This window comes from Seonamhaeicola marinus (genome assembly GCF_008085455.1).
In genome coordinates this window covers 245,612-264,184 of record NZ_VSDQ01000679.1, presented here as the reverse complement: position 1 = coordinate 264,184, position 18,573 = coordinate 245,612, and the positions used below count along the sequence as shown (strand labels likewise).

Annotated in this window: 17 protein-coding genes; 13 read left to right on the top strand and 4 right to left on the bottom strand. The window is 30.4% G+C overall.

Annotated elements, in window-relative coordinates:
- From FUA24_RS12350 to FUA24_RS12315, 8 genes are read left to right on the top strand one after another with little or no spacing between them, the layout of a single operon-like run.
- Positions 1-918, top strand: coding sequence for a glycosyltransferase family 2 protein (locus FUA24_RS12350; RefSeq protein WP_148542735.1), 918 nt, complete (start codon positions 1-3; stop codon positions 916-918).
- Between the two features lie 3 nt (positions 919-921).
- The gene (locus FUA24_RS12345) at positions 922-2,193 is read left to right on the top strand and encodes an O-antigen polymerase (RefSeq protein WP_148542733.1); all 1,272 of its coding nucleotides are present in this window, start codon (positions 922-924) and stop codon (positions 2,191-2,193) included.
- Entirely contained in the window at positions 2,190-3,239 is a 1,050-nt protein-coding gene (locus FUA24_RS12340; protein ID WP_148542731.1) for a glycosyltransferase family 4 protein, read from the top strand. Before FUA24_RS12345 ends, FUA24_RS12340 begins: the two co-directional genes overlap by 4 nt.
- Positions 3,236-3,775, top strand: coding sequence for a WcaF family extracellular polysaccharide biosynthesis acetyltransferase (locus FUA24_RS12335; protein WP_148542729.1), 540 nt, complete (start codon positions 3,236-3,238; stop codon positions 3,773-3,775). The genes FUA24_RS12340 and FUA24_RS12335 overlap by 4 nt, the downstream gene beginning before the upstream one ends.
- Positions 3,776-3,780: 5 nt before the next feature.
- Complete coding sequence (locus tag FUA24_RS12330) at positions 3,781-4,998, top strand: O-antigen ligase family protein (protein ID WP_148542727.1); 1,218 nt, start codon at positions 3,781-3,783, stop codon at positions 4,996-4,998.
- Entirely contained in the window at positions 4,949-6,163 is a 1,215-nt protein-coding gene (locus FUA24_RS12325) for a WcaI family glycosyltransferase (protein ID WP_148542725.1), read from the top strand. The genes FUA24_RS12330 and FUA24_RS12325 overlap by 50 nt, the downstream gene beginning before the upstream one ends.
- A 23-nt stretch (positions 6,164-6,186) precedes the next feature.
- A complete protein-coding gene (locus FUA24_RS12320) occupies positions 6,187-7,542 on the top strand; it encodes an undecaprenyl-phosphate glucose phosphotransferase (RefSeq protein ID WP_148542723.1) in 1,356 nt (451 codons plus the stop codon).
- Between the two features lie 2 nt (positions 7,543-7,544).
- Positions 7,545-8,321: a glycosyltransferase family 2 protein gene (locus FUA24_RS12315; RefSeq protein ID WP_148542721.1), complete on the top strand. Its 777-nt coding sequence runs from the start codon at positions 7,545-7,547 to the stop codon at positions 8,319-8,321.
- Here FUA24_RS12315 and FUA24_RS12310 read toward each other — a convergent pair.
- A complete protein-coding gene (locus FUA24_RS12310; protein WP_246147039.1) occupies positions 8,308-9,672 on the bottom strand; it encodes a phenylacetate--CoA ligase family protein in 1,365 nt (454 codons plus the stop codon). The two genes, FUA24_RS12315 and FUA24_RS12310, sit on opposite strands and share 14 nt — an antisense overlap.
- A gap of 70 nt (positions 9,673-9,742) precedes the next feature.
- Between FUA24_RS12310 and purD the strand changes: the two genes are divergently transcribed.
- Positions 9,743-11,014, top strand: coding sequence for a phosphoribosylamine--glycine ligase (gene purD, locus FUA24_RS12305; protein ID WP_148542719.1), 1,272 nt, complete (start codon positions 9,743-9,745; stop codon positions 11,012-11,014).
- On the opposite strand, the gene FUA24_RS12300 is transcribed toward purD, so the two are convergent.
- Positions 11,009-11,236 carry a DUF6341 family protein gene (locus FUA24_RS12300; protein WP_148542717.1) on the bottom strand — a complete coding sequence of 76 codons (228 nt, stop codon included), beginning with the start codon at positions 11,234-11,236 and terminating at the stop codon, positions 11,009-11,011. The two genes, purD and FUA24_RS12300, sit on opposite strands and share 6 nt — an antisense overlap.
- 70 nt (positions 11,237-11,306) lie before the next feature.
- On the opposite strand from FUA24_RS12300, the gene FUA24_RS25460 reads away from it, so the two are divergent.
- Positions 11,307-12,230, top strand: a complete 924-nt coding sequence (locus FUA24_RS25460; protein ID WP_222861357.1) for a DUF6427 family protein — start codon at positions 11,307-11,309, stop codon at positions 12,228-12,230.
- On the opposite strand, the gene upp is transcribed toward FUA24_RS25460, so the two are convergent.
- Positions 12,219-12,878 carry a uracil phosphoribosyltransferase gene (gene upp, locus FUA24_RS12290; RefSeq protein WP_148542713.1) on the bottom strand — a complete coding sequence of 220 codons (660 nt, stop codon included), beginning with the start codon at positions 12,876-12,878 and terminating at the stop codon, positions 12,219-12,221. The two genes, FUA24_RS25460 and upp, sit on opposite strands and share 12 nt — an antisense overlap.
- Before the next feature lie 69 nt (positions 12,879-12,947).
- Here upp and FUA24_RS12285 point away from each other — a divergent pair, with 69 nt between their 5' ends.
- From FUA24_RS12285 to FUA24_RS12275, 3 genes are all read left to right on the top strand, one after another.
- The gene (locus tag FUA24_RS12285; RefSeq protein WP_148542711.1) at positions 12,948-13,553 is read left to right on the top strand and encodes a DUF4254 domain-containing protein; all 606 of its coding nucleotides are present in this window, start codon (positions 12,948-12,950) and stop codon (positions 13,551-13,553) included.
- Between the two features lie 78 nt (positions 13,554-13,631).
- Complete coding sequence (locus FUA24_RS12280; RefSeq protein WP_246147038.1) at positions 13,632-14,648, top strand: glycosyltransferase family 9 protein; 1,017 nt, start codon at positions 13,632-13,634, stop codon at positions 14,646-14,648.
- A gap of 10 nt (positions 14,649-14,658) precedes the next feature.
- On the top strand, positions 14,659-15,243 hold the full coding sequence (locus FUA24_RS12275; RefSeq protein ID WP_148542709.1) for a transglycosylase domain-containing protein: 585 nt from the start codon (positions 14,659-14,661) through the stop codon (positions 15,241-15,243).
- 2 nt (positions 15,244-15,245) lie between these two features.
- Here the strand turns inward: FUA24_RS12275 and FUA24_RS12270 are convergent, their stop codons facing one another.
- Positions 15,246-18,527, bottom strand: coding sequence for a VCBS repeat-containing protein (locus tag FUA24_RS12270; protein ID WP_246147037.1), 3,282 nt, complete (start codon positions 18,525-18,527; stop codon positions 15,246-15,248).
- Positions 18,528-18,573 lie beyond the last annotated feature (46 nt).

Below are 18,573 nucleotides of genomic sequence, written 5' to 3'. Positions count from 1 at the left end.
ATGGTTTCGGTTATAATGAGTATTTATAATGAGCCAGAAAATTGGTTAAGAGAAGCAATTGATTCAATTTTAAATCAATCTTTTAAAGATTTTGAGTTTATAATAATCAACGATAACCCAAATAGAATGATAAATGATGAAATTTTAGAATTCTATAAGGGCAAAGATTCTAGAATTCTTTCTATAAAGAATGAAAATAATATAGGACTTACTAAATCATTGAATAAAGCATTGAAAATGGCGAAAGGGAAATATGTAGCAAGAATGGATGCCGATGACATTTCTTTAAGACATAGATTTAAAGAGCAAGTAGAGTTTTTAGAAAAAAATAAACACCTATTAGCTTGTGGAACAGATATTATTCTTATTAATGAAAATAATAAGGAATTAAACAAGAAACTGAAAACACATTTTACTTTTGACGCCATAAAGAATGTTTTTCCTTTATTTAATCCTATTTATCACCCAACTTTATTTATACGGAATAAATTTATAACGGAAAATGGTATTAGATATAATGAAAACTTTAAATACGCACAGGATTATGAGTTAGTAAAAGAAATAATACTAAAAGGAGAAATAGTAAACTTAGAAAGTAAGTTATTAAAGTATAGGATAAGTAGTTCGCAAATTTCTAACTCAAAAATAAAGGAACAAAATGAATATGCACGTTCAACAAAACTGAGTTTTTTAAAAAACACTTATAACCTTAACGAAAATGACTTTTATAAAATATATTTTATTTTAAAAAGACTAAGAGAAAAGAATAGCAGAAATGATGTTGCATTAGATAATTCTATAATATCTTTGCTTTTGAGTTTTCCATTTACTAGAAAAACAATACTTAATGAATTAATTAGAACGAGAATCTCTTTAAAACTTAGAGTCAAGTTGTTTTTGAAAATATTAAATATTTAATAGGTGTTTTTATCTTTTTTATTTGTTTTTATCTTTTATTTCATTCTTTCAAAAAATGTAAAGTTTTATCTTTTAAGTCCTGTTCACCTTTATTCCCTTTTTACCATTACATCACTGTGCCTTTCTTGTTGGTATTTCTATAATTATAGTAATAAATTTAATTTATATTATTTAGATTCGGTTAAGGAAAGAGAGTTTTTAACGATTATAAATTTTTATGCATTTTCACTCATATTTTTCTTTTTTGGCGTTCTTTTGTATAAGTGTTTTTCAAGCAAAAAGAAGAGGCTTTTATTAAAGGAATCATTTTCCAAGGTGCTTTTTTTCAAATTAAACTATCCTCCATTTTTAATTCCTCTTTCTAAATTTATCTTTTCTTTCGTTATTGCTTTATATCTGTTTACATATGGCTTGGGAATATTTGAAAGAGATTCTTACTTACCTGATCACTCCAAGGCACTACAATTATTGATTAAAATTTTTACATTAATGTTAGTAATTGCATTAGGCTTAATTTATAAAGAACGAAAAGTTCAAAGCTATATAATGTTTGCAATAGCTATGGTTCTATCTTTAGGAACTGGTTCGCGTATTACAGTTATTTATTTATTAATTTTTTACGTTTTATTATTTCAAAGTAGAGGGAATATTCTACTAAATAAAATTAGACTCTTTTCCAATTTAATAATAATTCTAGTAGTTTTTTCATTTTTGATAAGTTTTAGACGTTTTGATACTCATGGTGTTTTTCCTTATTTTTCTGGGGTGTTTCAGAATGAAGATAATGTTTTAAACGAATTTTCTAAGAACTTTATGTTTAACATATATTACTCTTTTATTTTTGGGGTTTTTGTGACTATAAGAACAATTAAAGAATCTATTCCTGATTGGAATGTAATTTTAGTAAGTTTAAATCCATTACCTGGATCAATAGCTGGTTTTTACAAATACGTGCCTGATTTTATGATAAATCCATACGCCCCGTTTTCATCTCATGGACAAGTTTTTGTGATGGGTAAATTTTTTACAGCTTTTTTTTATTTGACGATTGGATGGTTGTTTACGGATTTAGAATATCGAATAAGAGTGCTATTTAACAAGAACAAAAAAGTAATAGCACTTATTCTGATTTTTTTCTCCTTACTTTATATTATGTATTCATTTGAGTATTTATTAAGATCATCAACAAGATACTTGTATTATTCCTATGGTTTTATATTTGCTATTTGGTTTTTCAAAAAAATATATAATCTTCTACCAAAAAAAACTAAATGAAAGTATTAATAATTGGTCCCTTGAAAGAACCTATTACTGGGGTATCGGTATCAAATGATTTGATTCAGAAAAAATTAAATACAGATTTTATAAATACTTCCCTGCCTTTTTTTGAAGAAAATGTAGGGAGATTTTCTTTAAATAAAATATTTTTAAATATTTCTTTTTATTTAAGATCGCATAAAATTCTTAGAACAGATATCCTATATGTAACTCCAGGTCAGAGTTTTTTTGGAGTGGTTAAATATTTGCCATATATTTTATTGGGTAAAATATTGAAAAAACAAATAGTGCTTCATCTTCACGGAAATGCTTTGTTAAAAACGTATTCTTTATTAAGAGGTTTTAAAAAAAACATCTTTGAGTATACATTAAAAAAATGTTCTAAGGGAATTGTTTTGTCTAAGTCATTAAAGAAGAATTTAATACCGTTTCTTCTTCCTGAGAATATTTTTTCAATATCAAATTTTGTGGAGTCCAAATTTGTTTTATCCCATGAAGAATTAGAAGATAAGCCTAAAAATGAATTAAATATTCTTTATCTAAGTAATTTAATGACTGAAAAAGGTATTTTTGTGTTTTTAAAAGCAATTTCTAACCTTAGGAGCAAAGGTGTTGATTATAAATGCAAACTAGGAGGAGACATTGATGATAGTATAAGGGACAAAGTTTTAAAAGAAATTGAAAAAGATGAAAGTATGGAGTACATGGGTGTGGTAAGAAATAAAGAGAAAAGAGCTTTATTGAAATGGGGAAAAGTATTCGTATTTCCCTCAATACAAACAGAAGGACTTCCAATTTCAATTTTGGAAGCTATGGGTGCTGGAAACCATGTTATTAGTACGAGACAAGATGCCTTGTTAGACTTATTTAGCGAGCACCAAATTAGCTATGTTAATAAACAATCTCCAGAAGAGATTTCTAATCTTATTATATCAAATAGTTTTGATGATTGTAGGGTCTTTGAAAATCATAGTTTAATTTCTGAAAAGTTTACCGAGACGGAATTTGTAAACCAAATTTTAAATGTTTTTAAAAAGAATTGAAACAAGATCTTAGTTTATATAAAACGCCAAAAGCCTTTAGAGGTAGATCAAAACTTATTGTACAAGTTTGGTGGCTTGTTCAAAATTCTTTGTTTAAAATGTCTCCACAAGTTTGTTATGGTTGGAGGCGCTTTTTATTAAGAACCTTTGGAGCACAAATTGGTAAGAAGGTGATTATAAGGCCTAATGTAAGGATAACATACCCATGGAAAGTCAAAATTGGTGATAATAGTTGGATTGGTGACGATGTTGTTCTTTATTCATTAGGAGAAATAGAAATCGGGTGTAATACAGTAATTTCTCAGAAGAGTTATATCTGTACAGGAACGCATGACTATACAAAAAAAGACTTCCCCATAAAAAATAACAAGATTATTGTAAAAGATGAATGTTGGATAGCAACAGATGTTTTTGTTGGGCCTGGAGTTGTTATTGAAAGTAAAACTGTAGTAGGTGCAAGGAGTAGTGTTTTTGATAATCTTAATGCCGAATCTGTATACATAGGATCTCCGGCAAAGTTTGTTAAGAAAAGGTAATACCATTGAAGAATATTTTTAAAACTCAAGAAGGAGTAGTTGCTTTTACTGGATTACTTATAGTAGTGCCAAATAAACTTCAATGGCTTTTAATATTAGTTCTGGGTATTAACTTTTTCTATCATGTTTTTTTTAGAAACCATCGCATCTCTATTAGAACTCTAGCCGTCTTTTCCATACCATTCCTGATTTTTGCGATTGGATTAACTCATTTAAATCCTAATGATTTAAAATTCTTGCAAAGAGCACTTCCTTTTTTTATATATTCTTTATTCCTAACCCCTTTTATTAATTATAAAGCTAGTCATAAAAGTATTCTAAGGGAAAAATTCTTTATGTTTTTTGTTTTTTCTAGCCTTGCTTTTATCGTAATCGCATATTTAAATTTTCTTTTTAATAAAAAAGAATGGTGGGGAGATTTTTATGATTCGGAAACATTAAGGAATTCAATTAGATACATCCCAGATATTGAATTAGATCCTATATATGTATCTTTTTATTTTAGTGTGGCATTAATTTTCACTTTAGAGCTTTATTTTACGAAACGAAAAGTAATTTATCTTTTTTCAGCATTCTTGTTTACTGTTTTTATTTTAATTCTGTCTAACAAAATGGCGATTTTTTCTCTACTAATTATTTCTATTTTGGTTTTGTTAAAAAGAATTAGACTTAAGAAACGATTTTATATACTAATTCTTATTCCTTTTCTACTTTTTACTTTAAATAATAGAAGATTTAAAGAATTAATTACCAATGATACTTATTCGGGAATTCTTAATAGCAATAATTCTACAAGTATAAGATTGGCTCTTTTGAAGTCTAGTTTAGCCACGGTTCCTGAGAATTACTTATTTGGGTGCGGATTTGCCGCTACCAAGCAGAAGGTGTCCTATGTATTTATTCATAGATTTAATGGAGACCGAGAATATAACACTCATAATCAGTTTATGGGTATTTTAATAGCAACAGGTGTTTTAGGACTTCTTTTATTTATCTATTACTTTTGGTTTGTTTTAAAAATAGCTAATTCATCAAAAGACCATGTTTTTATGTATGTTGTGATTATTATAATTATGAATTTGATAACAGAAAACATGTTAGAAAGACAATTTGGAGTATATTTAATTTCTCATTTAGTAACTTTTTTGGGATACTTAAACTTGGCAAAAATTAATGAAAAAGAAAATATTGATAATAGGAATAAATTACTATCCCGAGGATAGTGCTATTGGTCTTTATTCCACGCAAAAGGCTGAGTACCTTGTGTCTAAAGGGTTTGATGTAAGTGTTATAACAGGTTTTCCATATTACCCTCAGTGGAAAATAAGTGAGGGTTATATGCAAAAGCCTTACTTTTTTAAGGAAAAGATTAACGGGGTTAAAGTTTACAGAAGTAAACAATATGTTCCTAATAATCCAACTTTTGTTAAACGAATACTGCATTTAACTAGTTTTACTTTTGGTAATTTTTTCAACCTATTTAGAATTAAAAAACCTGATATTGTAGTTTCGATAGTTCCGTTTACAACTTCTGGATTATTAGGTTGGTTTTTAAAATTAATATACGGAAGCAAAAATTGGATTCATATTCAGGATTTTGAGTTTGATGCCGCCATTGACTCAGGATTATTAAGTGGTAAAAAGAAAAAGCTAATCGGGGTTTTACAAAAAATTGAAGAATTTGTTTTGGATAGAGCAGACATAGTTTCTACAATTAGCTATGGGATGATGTCTAAATTGAAAACAAAAACAAAAACGGAATCTTTTTATTTAACGAATTGGATTGATTGTAGAAATTTTAATGAAAGAGACTTAAGTACTCATGAATATTTACAGTCAGATAAATTTAAAATTTTATATTCTGGTAATATAGGAGCCAAACAAGACTGGGATTTCTTTTTCGAGTTTTTAGAATACCTAAAAGCCTTAATGGATATAGAAGTCATTGTTGTCGGTGAAGGCGCAGAAAAAGATAAAGTTTTAAAAGGAATATGTAAATATGATTTCGTAAAACATTTTAATTTAGTTCCTTATAACGAACTATCCTCTCTTTTGTCAAGTGCGGATATACATATTTTGTTTCAAAAACCGGAGGTTATAGATACGGTTATGCCTTCAAAAATTTTAGGCATGATGGCAAGTGGTAAACCCTCCGTGGTAACAGGGAACGTAAAGAGTGAAGTTTTGCAAGTCTTTAAAGATTCTAATGGAGGTTTTTATTTTGATGGAAAATCAATAGTTGAAATAATTGATTGTATAAAACAACTTATGGCAAATAGAGGGCTTTGTTATCAGTTGGGGTTGAATGCTAATAAATATGTTACTGAAAAATTTTCGAAGGAAAAAATTCTTGATAATTTTATTGGTGCTTTAAAAAATCTTAATTAAGGATTTAAATTGTAAAGAAGATTTTGAATAAGTTTAAAAAAGGACGATTTTCTGGTTTAATTAGGCCGCTATCTTATTTAGTTGATTTGTCTATAATAAACGGTGTTATTTACTTGTTTGAAGTAAACCTAGTTAGTACGCTTTTATTTCATTCATACATTACCATACTGTGGTTGGTTTTATCATTTTACAATAAGTTTTATAATGTTTATAGGTATACAAGAATAATTCAGGTTATAACGCTAATAATTAAACAAATAATTGTCTTTACGGTAATAGTTTATGCCTTCATTGGTTTTTTTAAGAAGCCAATTATCAGTCGCTTAAACTTGGGTAATTATTTATTGTTAACTTTTGTTTTATTGAGCTTTTTCAAATTTTTGATTTTTTTCTTGCTCAGTAAATACCGCAGTATCTTAGGGGGTAATTTTCGTAATTTTATTGTAATTGGAAATAACGAAAAAACTAGACAACTTATTCAGACATTCAATTCTCGTTTGGATTTTGGGTATAAGTTTAAATATCAGTTCGATGTTAAAGATGATAGCTTCTCATTAGGAAAGTGCTTCAATTATATTATTGATAATGATATTCATGAAATCTATTTTTCTGTAGCAGAATTATCCAACAAACAAATAAATAAAATCATTGATTTTGCCGATAATAACCTAAGAGAATTAAAGTTCATTCCGGATAATAAGGAAATTTTTTCTAAGAAGCTGAAGTATGAATATTATGATTATATTCCAGTTTTATCTTTAAGAAATATACCTTTACAAGAACCAATTAATAAATTTGCTAAGCGTTTGTTTGATATTTTATTGGCTTCATTTGTAATTGTTTTTATCCTGTCTTGGCTTACGCCTTTGTTAGCTATTATAATTAAGCTAGAATCAAAAGGCCCCGTATTTTTCAAACAAACAAGAAACGGTTTTAATTATCAAGAATTTGATTGTTATAAATTCAGATCAATGACCCCTAACAAAAGTGCACATTTACATCAAGCTACAAAAGGAGATCATAGAATAACAAAAGTTGGAGCTTTTATTAGAAAAACTAGTATTGATGAACTCCCTCAGTTTTTTAATGTTCTTTTTGGAGATATGTCTGTAGTTGGTCCAAGACCTCATATGGTTAGTCACACTAATAAATATGCTAGAAGTGTAGATAAATTTATGGTAAGGCATTTTGTAAAACCAGGAATAACCGGTTTGGCTCAGGTAAGCGGATATCGAGGAGAGATTGAAAAGGATAAAGATATTATCAACAGAGTTAAATACGATATTTTTTATGTCGAGAACTGGTCTATTCTTCTAGATTTAAAGGTTATTTTTCAAACGTTTTTTAATGCACTAAAAGGGGAGGAAAAAGCATACTAGTTATGATTATTCCCAAAGTTTCAATAATTACACCCACCTTCAATTCAAAAGATTTTATTGAACATACCATAAGAAGTGTAATCGATCAGACCTATCAAAATTGGGAGTTAATTATTGTAGATGACGCTTCAAAGGATAATACAATCGAAATTATTAATGAGTTTGTTTCAGTTTATCCGAATATTAGGTTACTTCAAAACAAAGAGAATAATGGGGCAGCTATTTCTAGAAACAAAGCTATAGAAGCGGCAAAAGGTGACTATATTGCGTTTTTGGATGCAGACGATTTGTGGAAACCAGAAAAGCTTGAAAAACAAATTGCATTTATGGAGGAAAATAAATGTGATGTCTGTTTTTCTAGTTATGAGTTAATGAATGAAAAAGGAGAATTGTTACATCAAGAGATAAGAGCTTTGACTTCGCTGAGCTATAAAAAACTTGTAAAAAGTAATTACGTTGGAAATTTGACTGGTATTTTTAATGCAAGAACATTAGGTAAGATAACTTCGGTTAACCTTAGAAAAAGACAAGATTGGTTAATTTGGTTAGAAGCTATTAAAAAATCAGGAAAACCTGCATTAGGAATACAGGAGCCTTTAGCTATTTACAGGGTAAGAGAAAGTTCTATTTCTTCTAACAAATTAAACTTAGTAAAATATAATTATTGGGTTTACAAAAAGGGGTTAGGTTTTTCAACTTTGAAATCTATGTATAGTTTAGTTATCTTTCTATTTGAACACTTTTTTGTGAAGTCTAAGCAAAAGGTTAATTTAAACTAGAAGTAAACTGTTTTAACTTACCTGCTTTAGTCCTTTTAAGAGTTTCTCTTCGCTCAAAAAGAATTTTTAATCCGGATTCTAGATATTTTTCAATGGCATCATTAATAGCTCTTATTTTGCTTTGAGAAAGCTTCTCTGTACTTGTATAGATAATTTTAAAAGTATCGGTCTGTATTTGTTCAATTATAAACTCTTTTACATTACCATTATCCTCAATAACCGTTTTAGTTACATAGTAAAAGGTTAGACCAGCAGCCTTTTTTCCACTAGGTAAAATAGCAAAATCATTAGTTCGCCCTAATAAATTTTTAAGAATAGGTTTTTTTAAAGAACTGTTTTCAGATAAAGATCCATAATCACCTATTTCGTAACGTATAAATGGATGTGCTTTATTGTAAAGAGATGTTACAACTATTTTTCCTCGTTTTCCGTAAGGTAATGGTTGGTTATTTTCATCTAAAATTTCAACAAATAAATCTTCAGTGTTTAATATCCACTTCCCATTTGGTGCATTGAATGCTATAAGGCCTAATTCAGCAGAGCCATATTCATTTACTATAGGAATTCCTAACTGCATTTTCAATAATTCTTTATCGCTTTCAAAAAGCATTTCAGCAGTAACAATGCATACATTTAGAGAGTGGCATACATCTTTCAGAACGATGTTTTTCTTCTCAAGAAATTTCGCAAACTGTACAATGGCACTCGTATAGCCGTTAATATAATTGAATTTAGTACTACGAAATTTTTTCAAGACGATTTCAAGGGCTTCATCACTCATATCAAATACTGAGAATCGAAATCTATTTCCTAAAAAATCTTTGAATCGTTCTTTATAATACCCCGTTTTATTCAATGGAATTCCATAAAAACGTGCTTGTTTAGACGTATTTAAATCAACATTAAACCAATTGTATCGGTCAATAAAAGTTGCCCAAGTTAGGGCGTGACAAAACTTATCTTTAGCAAAAATAAAAGGTGTCCCTGATGATCCAGATGTTTTATGAATATGAATATTTTTCATATTAAAATTTCCAGAAAGTCTATTCATTAAAGGCTGCTGTAAATCCCTCTTAGTAATAATGGGGACAGAATTCCAATCGTCTATATCTATATTTTTTCCGAATTCTTTGTAAAAGGAATTGTTTTCCAAATGGTAAGAGACAATCTCCTTTTTGCGGTTTTCTATATATTCAGAATAAGCAGATTCATCAATATTTTGAATATCAGTTAAATGTTCTTTTGCTTTTTCTAATGGAAAGCCTTTAAATTTTAAGGAAAAACTAAATAAGTTCACTTCTTGCGTAAATAATGGTAAAGTAACTAAAAAATATTCGTGTATTAGAGTCATTAATTCTATTTTTGCCCATTGAAACAATAATAGTGTCATTCCCATTAAGGTGGGAGCAAAATTTAATACAATGAATATCTTAGTTTTAGGATCTGGAGGAAGAGAACATACATTTGCTTGGAAAATAGCTCAAAGTTCTTTGTGTAATGAATTATATGTAGCACCAGGTAATTCAGGTACTGCTGAAGTTGCAACCAATGTAAATATTGGTGTCACAGATTTTGAAGCTATTAAAGATCTTGCTATAGATAAGCAAATAGATATGGTAGTTGTGGGTCCGGAAGATCCTTTGGTAAAGGGTGTTCATGATTTTTTCTTAAATGATGAAGCAATTAAGCATATTCCAGTTATTGGTCCTCAAAAGGAAGCAGCCGAGTTAGAAGGTAGTAAGGAGTTTGCAAAGGAATTCATGTCTCGTCATAATATTCCAACTGCAGCTTACGAAAGTTTTACAAAAGAAACTGTTGAGAAAGGATATGCATTTCTTGAAACTTTGAATCCGCCTTATGTATTAAAAGCAGATGGTTTAGCAGCTGGTAAAGGTGTTGTTATTTTAAATGATTTGGAAGAAGCTAAGGCTGAGTTAAAAAGCATGTTAGTTGATGCAAAATTTGGAGAAGCTAGTACCAAAGTGGTTATTGAAGAATTTCTTGACGGTATTGAATTAAGTTGTTTTGTGTTAACCGATGGAAAGAATTACAAAATTCTTCCTACAGCGAAGGATTATAAGCGTATAGGAGAAGGAGACACTGGTTTAAATACTGGAGGAATGGGAGCAGTGTCTCCTGTGCCTTTTGCAACAGAAGAGTTTTTAAATAAAATTGAAGAACGTATAGTAAAACCAACTATTGACGGGTTTAAGAAAGATAATTTGCCTTATGTTGGTTTCGTCTTTATAGGATTAATTAAAGTAGGGGATGATCCTAAAGTAATTGAATATAATGTAAGAATGGGGGACCCAGAGACTGAGGTTGTGTTCCCGAGACTTAAAAATGATTTGGTTGAGGTGCTTAACGCCATGGGTAATGGTTCCTTAGATACAATTGATATAGAAATTGATGAAAGAGCTGCTACCACCATTATGGTTGTATCTGGTGGATATCCAGAAGCTTATGAAAAAGGTAAAGAAATTACGGGAATTGATACAATTGAGGAATCTATACCATTTCATGCAGGTGCGCAATTAAATGATGGTAAAGTAGTAACCTCTGGAGGAAGAGTAATTTCTATAACGTCTTATGGAGACACTTACCAAGAGGCCATAAAAAAATCTTACCAAAGTATAGATAAACTAAACTTTGATAAGATGTATTTTAGAAAGGATATAGGTTTCGACTTATAAAAATGAGTGCGAAGAAATGCTTTTATCCTCTTCGTTATTATCGTTAAATATTTTAAGTTGCTTAATCCAGTAAACTATAGCAACCATACAGATTATCATAAAAATCCAAGATATAGTATTGGCAGCCCACCAGTTTTCTAATTCTAAATCCTTTAATGCATCATAAGGAGCAAAAAGAACATTAACAAATAAATCTTGAATTGCGTAAAAGAAATCTTTCATAGCTTTTATAATTGTTTTCTAACGGTATTATAGTTAGTATATTTACGGGGCAAAAATACAAAAACAGTTAATGATTACAAGTATTTTTAGTAAATCTAAATCAATAAATTTTATTGTTGTTTTTCTGGTTACACTTTTAGCCTTTTTAAAAGCAAGGTTTAATGAAAGTATGCAACCGATTACGGTAATTTTTATTGCCCAACAGTTGCTTTTTTTAGTATTGTGTTATGCTACTATCTTTCTTTTAAATTTTATAGTTTCAAAAAATAGTTTGACTAAGTTAAATAGCTATGAGATTTTGTTATTCAGCTTATTTCTGCTTCTAATACCATCCTCTACCTTAAGTCCAAATATTTTATTATCTAATTTTTTTGTGCTTTTAGGTTTAAGACGAATAATGAGTCTGAGAACAGAAAGAAATGAAAAAAAGAAACTGTTTGATGCCGCCTTTTGGATAGCAATAGCTTCGTTATTTTTCTTTTGGTCTATTCTCTTTTTTACACTTATTCTTTTGGCGCTAGCCTTGTATGCTAATAAGAATATTAGATTTTGGATTATTCCCTTTGTTGGAGTGGCAACTGTATATGTAATTTCATTTGGTGTTTCTGTAATTATGTATGATAACTTTAATCATTTTGTAAACTTTGCTCCACCATTTAGCTATGATTTTAGCAGTTATAATTCAGTTCGTTTTGTTACTGCTATTACAGTTTTATTATCCTTTGGAACGTGGTCAGCCATTTTTTATTTACAGAACATAAAAAAGCAAAAAATGGCGTACAGAACATCATTTAAGATTGTTATTCTTGCTTGGGTTATTGCCTTCTTTGTGGTTTTTCAAGCGCCAAACAAAAACGGCAGTGAGTTTCTCTTTTTATTTGCCCCTTTAGCGATTATTATAACCAATTACATAGAAACGATCAAAGAGACTTGGTTTAAAGAAATATTTTTATCAGTCTTATTAGTCGTGCCTTTAGTTTTACTATTGTTGTAGTTTTTGCCCAAAGGCTAAATCTCCGGCATCACCAAGGCCTGGGATGATATAACCCTTTTCATTTAGTTTTTCATCAATAGTTGCTATCCACAAATGGGTGTCTTTATCAAAGTTATTGTTTACGAAATCCACACCTTCTTGAGCGCCAATAACACTTACTAAATGAATCTCTTTTGGTGTTCCAAAAGGTTTTAAAGCTTCGTAAGTGGCTAACATAGATTGTCCCGTGGCTAACATAGGGTCTGCTAAGATTAGCGTTTTACCCTCTAAGTTAGGACATGCCAAATATTCTACTATTATTTCAAAACTCTCTGGGTTATGTTTATGGTGTCGGTAGGCTGAAATGAAGGCATTTTCAGCTTTGTCAAAATAGTTCAATAATCCATTGTGTAATGGTACTCCTGCTCTTAAAATTGAACATAAAACAATTTCATTAGTTGGCAAATTAACATTGCAATTATCTAAAGGCGTTTTAATTATTTGGGAACTGTAGTTTAGAGATTTACTCAACTCGTAGCCTAAAATTTCGCCAATACGTTCAATGTTTCTTCTAAATCGCATTGGGTCTTTTTGAATGGTTATATCTCTTATTTCAGAAAGGAATGAATTCAGTATAGAATCTTGGTTAGAAATGTTATGAATAAGCATAAAACAAGGGTTTATTTCATAAGTAAAGTTATTAAATTAAAGTATATTTGTTCATTAAATTATTACACTATGTTTACAAGTAGAGCCAATAAGATTTTTCAAGATGTTATTGAGGAATATCATAAAATAGATACGGTAGATCAACCATTTAGTAACCCTTATTCTAAGGACGATTTATTAGAGCATTTACTATATAGAAAATGTTGGATTGATACCGTTCAATGGCATTACGAAGACATTATTCGAGATCCTCAAATAGAACCAGTTGCAGCTCTAAAGCTTAAAAGACAGATTGATGCCTCAAATCAGGATAGAACTGATATGGTAGAGTATATAGATAGTTATTTTTTAGAGAAATACAAAGACGTTTCTGCTAAGGATGATGCAACAATTAATACAGAAAGTCCTGCATGGGGTGTAGACAGATTGTCTATTTTGGCCTTAAAAATTTATCATATGAATGAAGAAGCTACTAGAGAAGATGCTTCTGATACTCATAGAGAAGCTTGCCAAAAGAAGCTTGATGTTTTACTAGAACAAAGAGTAGATTTATCTACTGCTATTGATACACTTTTAAGTGATATTGAAAAGGGTGACAAATACATGAAAGTGTACAAACAAATGAAGATGTACAATGACGATGAATTAAACCCAGTATTACGTTCTCAAAAATAATAGTGTCATTCAAAGCTAAGCGAAGAATCTTATTTATTAAAGATAGTTTGATTACGTTAAATATGACATAAAATATTGATGCCTAATCTACCCAAACATATTCTTGTTATACGTCTTTCGGCTATGGGAGATGTGGCAATGACCATTCCTGTTATAAGAGCATTTACCCAGCAGTATCCGGAAATCAAAGTCACGGTACTAACTAGAGCTTTTTTTGTACCCTTTTTTAGAGATTTAAATAATGTTGAGGTATTTCCCGTGGAAGTAAAGGGAAAACATAAAGGTTTTTTGGGGCTTTACAAACTTTCAAAAGAGTTAAGAAAAATAGATGTTCAGGCTGTTGCTGACTTACATAATGTATTAAGAAGTAATATTCTAAAACTATTTTTGTTTGGAAAACCTTTTATCCAAATTGATAAGGGAAGAAAAGAAAAAAAAGCCCTTGTTTCGGGTGAACGATTTGAACAACTTAGGACAACGCATCAGAGATATGCAGAAGTTTTTAACGAACTCGGTTTTAAATTAGATTTGAGTAGTCCTACTTTCCCAAAAAAGGTTGCTTTGAAAAAGCATTTAAACGTGCTTTTAAGCGATTCTAGAAAAAACATTGGTATTGCACCTTTTGCAGCTCATAAAAGTAAAATGTACCCTTTAGACTTAATGCTAAAGGTAATAGATCAACTTTCAGAGAATTATAAAGTTATTTTATTTGGAGGAGGTAGAAAAGAGATTGAAATTTTAAATGGAGTGGAAAGTAAGTTTGATAATGTAATTAATGCCGCTGGAAAATTGTCTTTAAATGAGGAGTTAGATGTAATTTCTAATTTAGATGTTATGTTATCAATGGATTCAGGGAATGCACATATAGCAGCTATGTTGGGTGTTAAAGTGGTTACCATTTGGGGAGTCACGCATCCTTTTGCTGGTTTCACACCATTTAATCAACCAAAAGATTACACATTAATGGCAGATAGAAGTCAATATCCTAAAATCCCAACCTCTGTTTACGGCAACAAATACCCAGAGGGTTATGAAAAAGCAGCGTCTTCTATTGAGCCAAAAACTATAGTGGATAGAATTAAAAGTATTATTTAAACTAGTTACAATGAAGGTATTTAAGAAGTTATTAAAAGTTGTAGTTTGGATTTTGATAATTGGAGTGTTTTGCTCTGTTGTAAGTTATTTTTATTTAAAGAGTACTTGGAAGGAAGTCATTTCTGAGGAGGAATTAACAGAGTTGGTAGATAGAATTGAATTTGCAGATGAACTTCCCGATAGATTTTATGATTTATATAATGAAGCTTATCCTGAGGTTCTTGAGACTAATTTAAATAAGCAGGTTGTTAAAAGTTTCTTTTCTAAAGATTTTGTAAAAAGCCCAAGTGTTTTAGCCTCAATGATTTCTAAACACTCTAGGGTAGATGGAGATAGCACTAAAATTTCAGACAAGAAAGCCTATGTTTTAGCTTGGAAATTAGAAGATGCGACTACCCAAAAACAATGTTTAAATTGGGTATTAGATAACTACCAATTTTCGGTACAGTTTAAAGGCATAAAAGATATTGCTAGATATTATTTTGTTAAAGAGGTACACGCCTTAACCGATGAAGAAATTAAGGCTGTTATTAAATTAATGAAAACACCTAGTTTGGTTAGCATACCTAAAACAAAAGGGTTAGGCACATATTAGGTTTATTTATTTAATATAAACAAGTTATGTGCATCATTGTTGTTAACCACTAATAAGTATGTTTTATCCTTTCCTTTTACCAGGGTTGTCCCTCTAACGTCCTTATCTGCAAAAAAGCCAGATGTGGTGTGATCAATTCTTTTAAACGCTCCTTCACCATTTCCAAGCAGTATATTACCCGTTCCTGCATCGGCTTTTGTAGTTTCAACCTCAGATTGGTAGTTGTTTCCTGCTAAAATTAAATCTTTATTACCATCACCATTTATGTCTTCGAAAAGCATACTATTAATAGGTGCTGATTGCACATAATTCGTAAAAGGGCTAAAGGTAAAGCCTTTGGAGTCGTTTATAAAAATTCCAGATCTAAATTCAGTAGCTTTATAATGAAGAGAAGATTTTAATCTATTACCCAAAATCCCTTCCAAATTTCTACTTGCAAAATCATTATAATCGGGTATTTTTTTTGCTAGGTGTGGCATTTGCTGAGTCATACAGGTCTTACCTCTAATTGGGACCTCTTGCCCATTGTAATTCTTGGCAAGCACAATGTCTTGTACATTATCAAAGTCAAAATCGTTTGTGTAAATAAGAAAAGGTTTTTCTTTTGAAGCATGAAACTTATAATTTAAACCTAAATTTCCCGCTACAATATCATTATCACCGTCATTATCAATATCGGCTATAAGTAACTTATTCCACCAACCTTTGGCATTGTTTAGAGCTTGGTATGTTTCACTACGAGTAAAAGTATTATCGTCATTAATAAATACTTCTATCCCCATCCATTCGCCTGTGATTATCAAATCAGGTTTATTGTCACCGTTTATATCATTCCAAACAGCATCTGTAACCATTCCAATATGTTCTAGTTCTGGCGCAATGGATTTAGTAATATTTGTAAATTTTCCCGAGTTGTTCTCTAGAATATAACTTTCTGGTGCAAAAGGATATTTACCAGGTATTAACCTTCCACCAACAAATAAGTCAATATCTCCATCGTTATCATAATCAAAAGGTGTAACAGTGGCTGTAGATGAATTTATTTTAGGGAGAGCATTTTTAGCTAGGCTAAATATGCCTTTTCCATCATTAAGATATAGCATGTCTTGAAGCGCACTTGGATACCCTAAGAATTCATAACTTCCATGAGCAACATATAAATCTTGATCACCATCATTATCTGCATCAAAGAAGGCAGCACCAATGTCTTCATATTTTTTATCATCTATTAGAGCTGTATTATTTAAGATTTTAAAGCCACCAGATTGTTGTCCAACTAGAAGTTGACCTGGTGAACCGTTGGCCCCTCCTATGAATACATCTTCAATACCATCATTATTAATATCGGCTTTTGCCAACGCAGGACCAAGCTGTGATAGTTTATGAGGAAGCAAAATTTGAAGATTATAGTCGTTAAAATACGGATCTATATGCTTGAATTCAGAATTAACTTTTGTGAAAAATTGGTCTTCAGTAGTTTGAAGCTTTCTTAAAGGAATATTATCTTCTTCATTGTATACAACCTCAATAGTTTTATTAACGTTAATATCATTTATTTCCTGTTTTCTACCATCTGGCCATGTAACGGTAATTTTATCTATTGAATCATTTTCAGATAAACCAAAGTGAATTAAATTAGGAACAGAGGAAAGAAAGCCTCTTGTATTGATTAACTGGCGACTAATAACGGTATTGTCTTTAAGCTTTAGTTCTGCGGTAGCACCTATTCCCATAATATTGGTTTTTGGTCCTTTAAACTTAACTTTTAAGTAATTGCCTATGCCTTCTTCTATTGCGTTGTTTTTAAGAAGCGTAACATTATCATTAATATTATTAGTAATAATGTCCAGATCACCATCATTGTCTAAATCTGCGTAGGTAGCACCATTGGAAAAGGTTGGTATTGAATCTGCCCATTTGTAGGAGGTGTTTTCAAAAGTTAAATCACCATTATTCTTGAAAAAATAGTTATTTAACTTCTGTTGAGGCATCATTTTAGAAAAAGTGAGAAAATCTTCTTTTGTTGGTTTTCTGTTGTTTTCTTGTAGTGTTTTTATCGTTTTATTGTGAACGTCTCTATCTAGAACATCTCTAAAAACACCATTTGTAATATAGAAATCGTTAAACCCATCAAGATCAAAGTCCGCTGATAAGACAGACCAACTCCAATCTGTATTAGCAATTCCAGACATCTTTGAAATTTCACTGTAAGTTCCATTACCATTATTAAGCTGAAGCATATTATGCATGTACTGATAGTGGTAATCATTTTCCACCATTTCCTCAAATTCTTTAACAGAGGTCATGGACATGGTGGTTTTGGATCTTACGTAATCTTCAGGATTCATGTCTAGCGTTACTAGGTCTAATAAACCATCATTGTTTATATCTGCGAAATCGCTACCCATACTATTATAGGAAATGTGTTTAAACATAGAATTTCTTGATTCCGTAAATGTGCCATTTTTATTATTGATATAGACAAGATCTGGATAGTCAAAATCGTTACAAACATAAATATCCATCCATCCATCATTATTTAAGTCGGCAACCTGAGGATTTAACCCGAATCCTAAATCTAACTGAAGATTAGCTTTTTCAGAAACATCTTTAAAATGACCAGTGCCATCATTTTCATATAACTTATCGCATCCCTTTAATGCTTCGTTTTGCGCATTAGAATATGTTAATCGTAAATCTTGAATTTTACTTTTGCCTTGAATATCTGGAGTATTAGATATGTATACATCAAGGTCATTATCATTATCGTAATCAAAAAAAGTAGCTTGTATTGTTCTATTAGAATCGTTTAACCCTAATTCTTTTGCCTTTTCTGTAAATGTATTATCGCCATTATTTACGTAAAGCAGGTTCGCAAATTTGTTATTGTCATCTAACCAGCCTCCTCTTGAGACATAAATATCTAAAAAGCCATCGTTATTAATATCTACCATAGTAACACCTGTATTAAAACCTTCCAGTTGTTTAATACCTGCTTTTAATGTGATATCTTCAAATTTAAAATCCCCTTTATTTAGATATAGTTTATCTTCCGCTTGATTTGAAGTAAAATACAAATCAATTAAGCCATCATTGTTTATATCTCCAGCAGAAACCCCACCGCCTATATAAGTATACAAATATTGGTAGTAGTTAGACTCAAGTGTTTCCTCTAGTTGGTTAACAAAATGAATTCCTGAGCTATCAGCTGATATTTTAGAGAATAACTTTATGTTTTTTGATGTATTATTTTCCAATGTAGTACTGTCCTCCTTGCAAGACAATGTTATAAGTAAAAAAATAGTAAGGAATGAAGCTGTAAATGGTTTT

Bases quoted from the DNA above. Each gene is read 5' to 3' on its own strand.
- FUA24_RS12350 (WP_148542735.1), top strand. From the start codon at position 1: ATGGTTTCGGTTATAATGAGTATTTATAATGAGCCAGAAAATTGGTTA.
- FUA24_RS12340 (WP_148542731.1), top strand. From the start codon at position 2,190: ATGAAAGTATTAATAATTGGTCCCTTGAAAGAACCTATTACTGGGGTA.
- FUA24_RS12325 (WP_148542725.1), top strand. From the start codon at position 4,949: ATGAAAAAGAAAATATTGATAATAGGAATAAATTACTATCCCGAGGAT.
- FUA24_RS12315 (WP_148542721.1), top strand. From the start codon at position 7,545: ATGATTATTCCCAAAGTTTCAATAATTACACCCACCTTCAATTCAAAA.
- FUA24_RS12310 (WP_246147039.1), bottom strand. From the start codon at position 9,672: ATGACTCTAATACACGAATATTTTTTAGTTACTTTACCATTATTTACG.
- purD (WP_148542719.1), top strand. From the start codon at position 9,743: ATGAATATCTTAGTTTTAGGATCTGGAGGAAGAGAACATACATTTGCT.
- FUA24_RS12300 (WP_148542717.1), bottom strand. From the start codon at position 11,236: ATGAAAGATTTCTTTTACGCAATTCAAGATTTATTTGTTAATGTTCTT.
- FUA24_RS25460 (WP_222861357.1), top strand. From the start codon at position 11,307: ATGATTACAAGTATTTTTAGTAAATCTAAATCAATAAATTTTATTGTT.
- upp (WP_148542713.1), bottom strand. From the start codon at position 12,878: ATGCTTATTCATAACATTTCTAACCAAGATTCTATACTGAATTCATTC.
- FUA24_RS12285 (WP_148542711.1), top strand. From the start codon at position 12,948: ATGTTTACAAGTAGAGCCAATAAGATTTTTCAAGATGTTATTGAGGAA.
- FUA24_RS12280 (WP_246147038.1), top strand. From the start codon at position 13,632: ATGCCTAATCTACCCAAACATATTCTTGTTATACGTCTTTCGGCTATG.
- FUA24_RS12275 (WP_148542709.1), top strand. From the start codon at position 14,659: ATGAAGGTATTTAAGAAGTTATTAAAAGTTGTAGTTTGGATTTTGATA.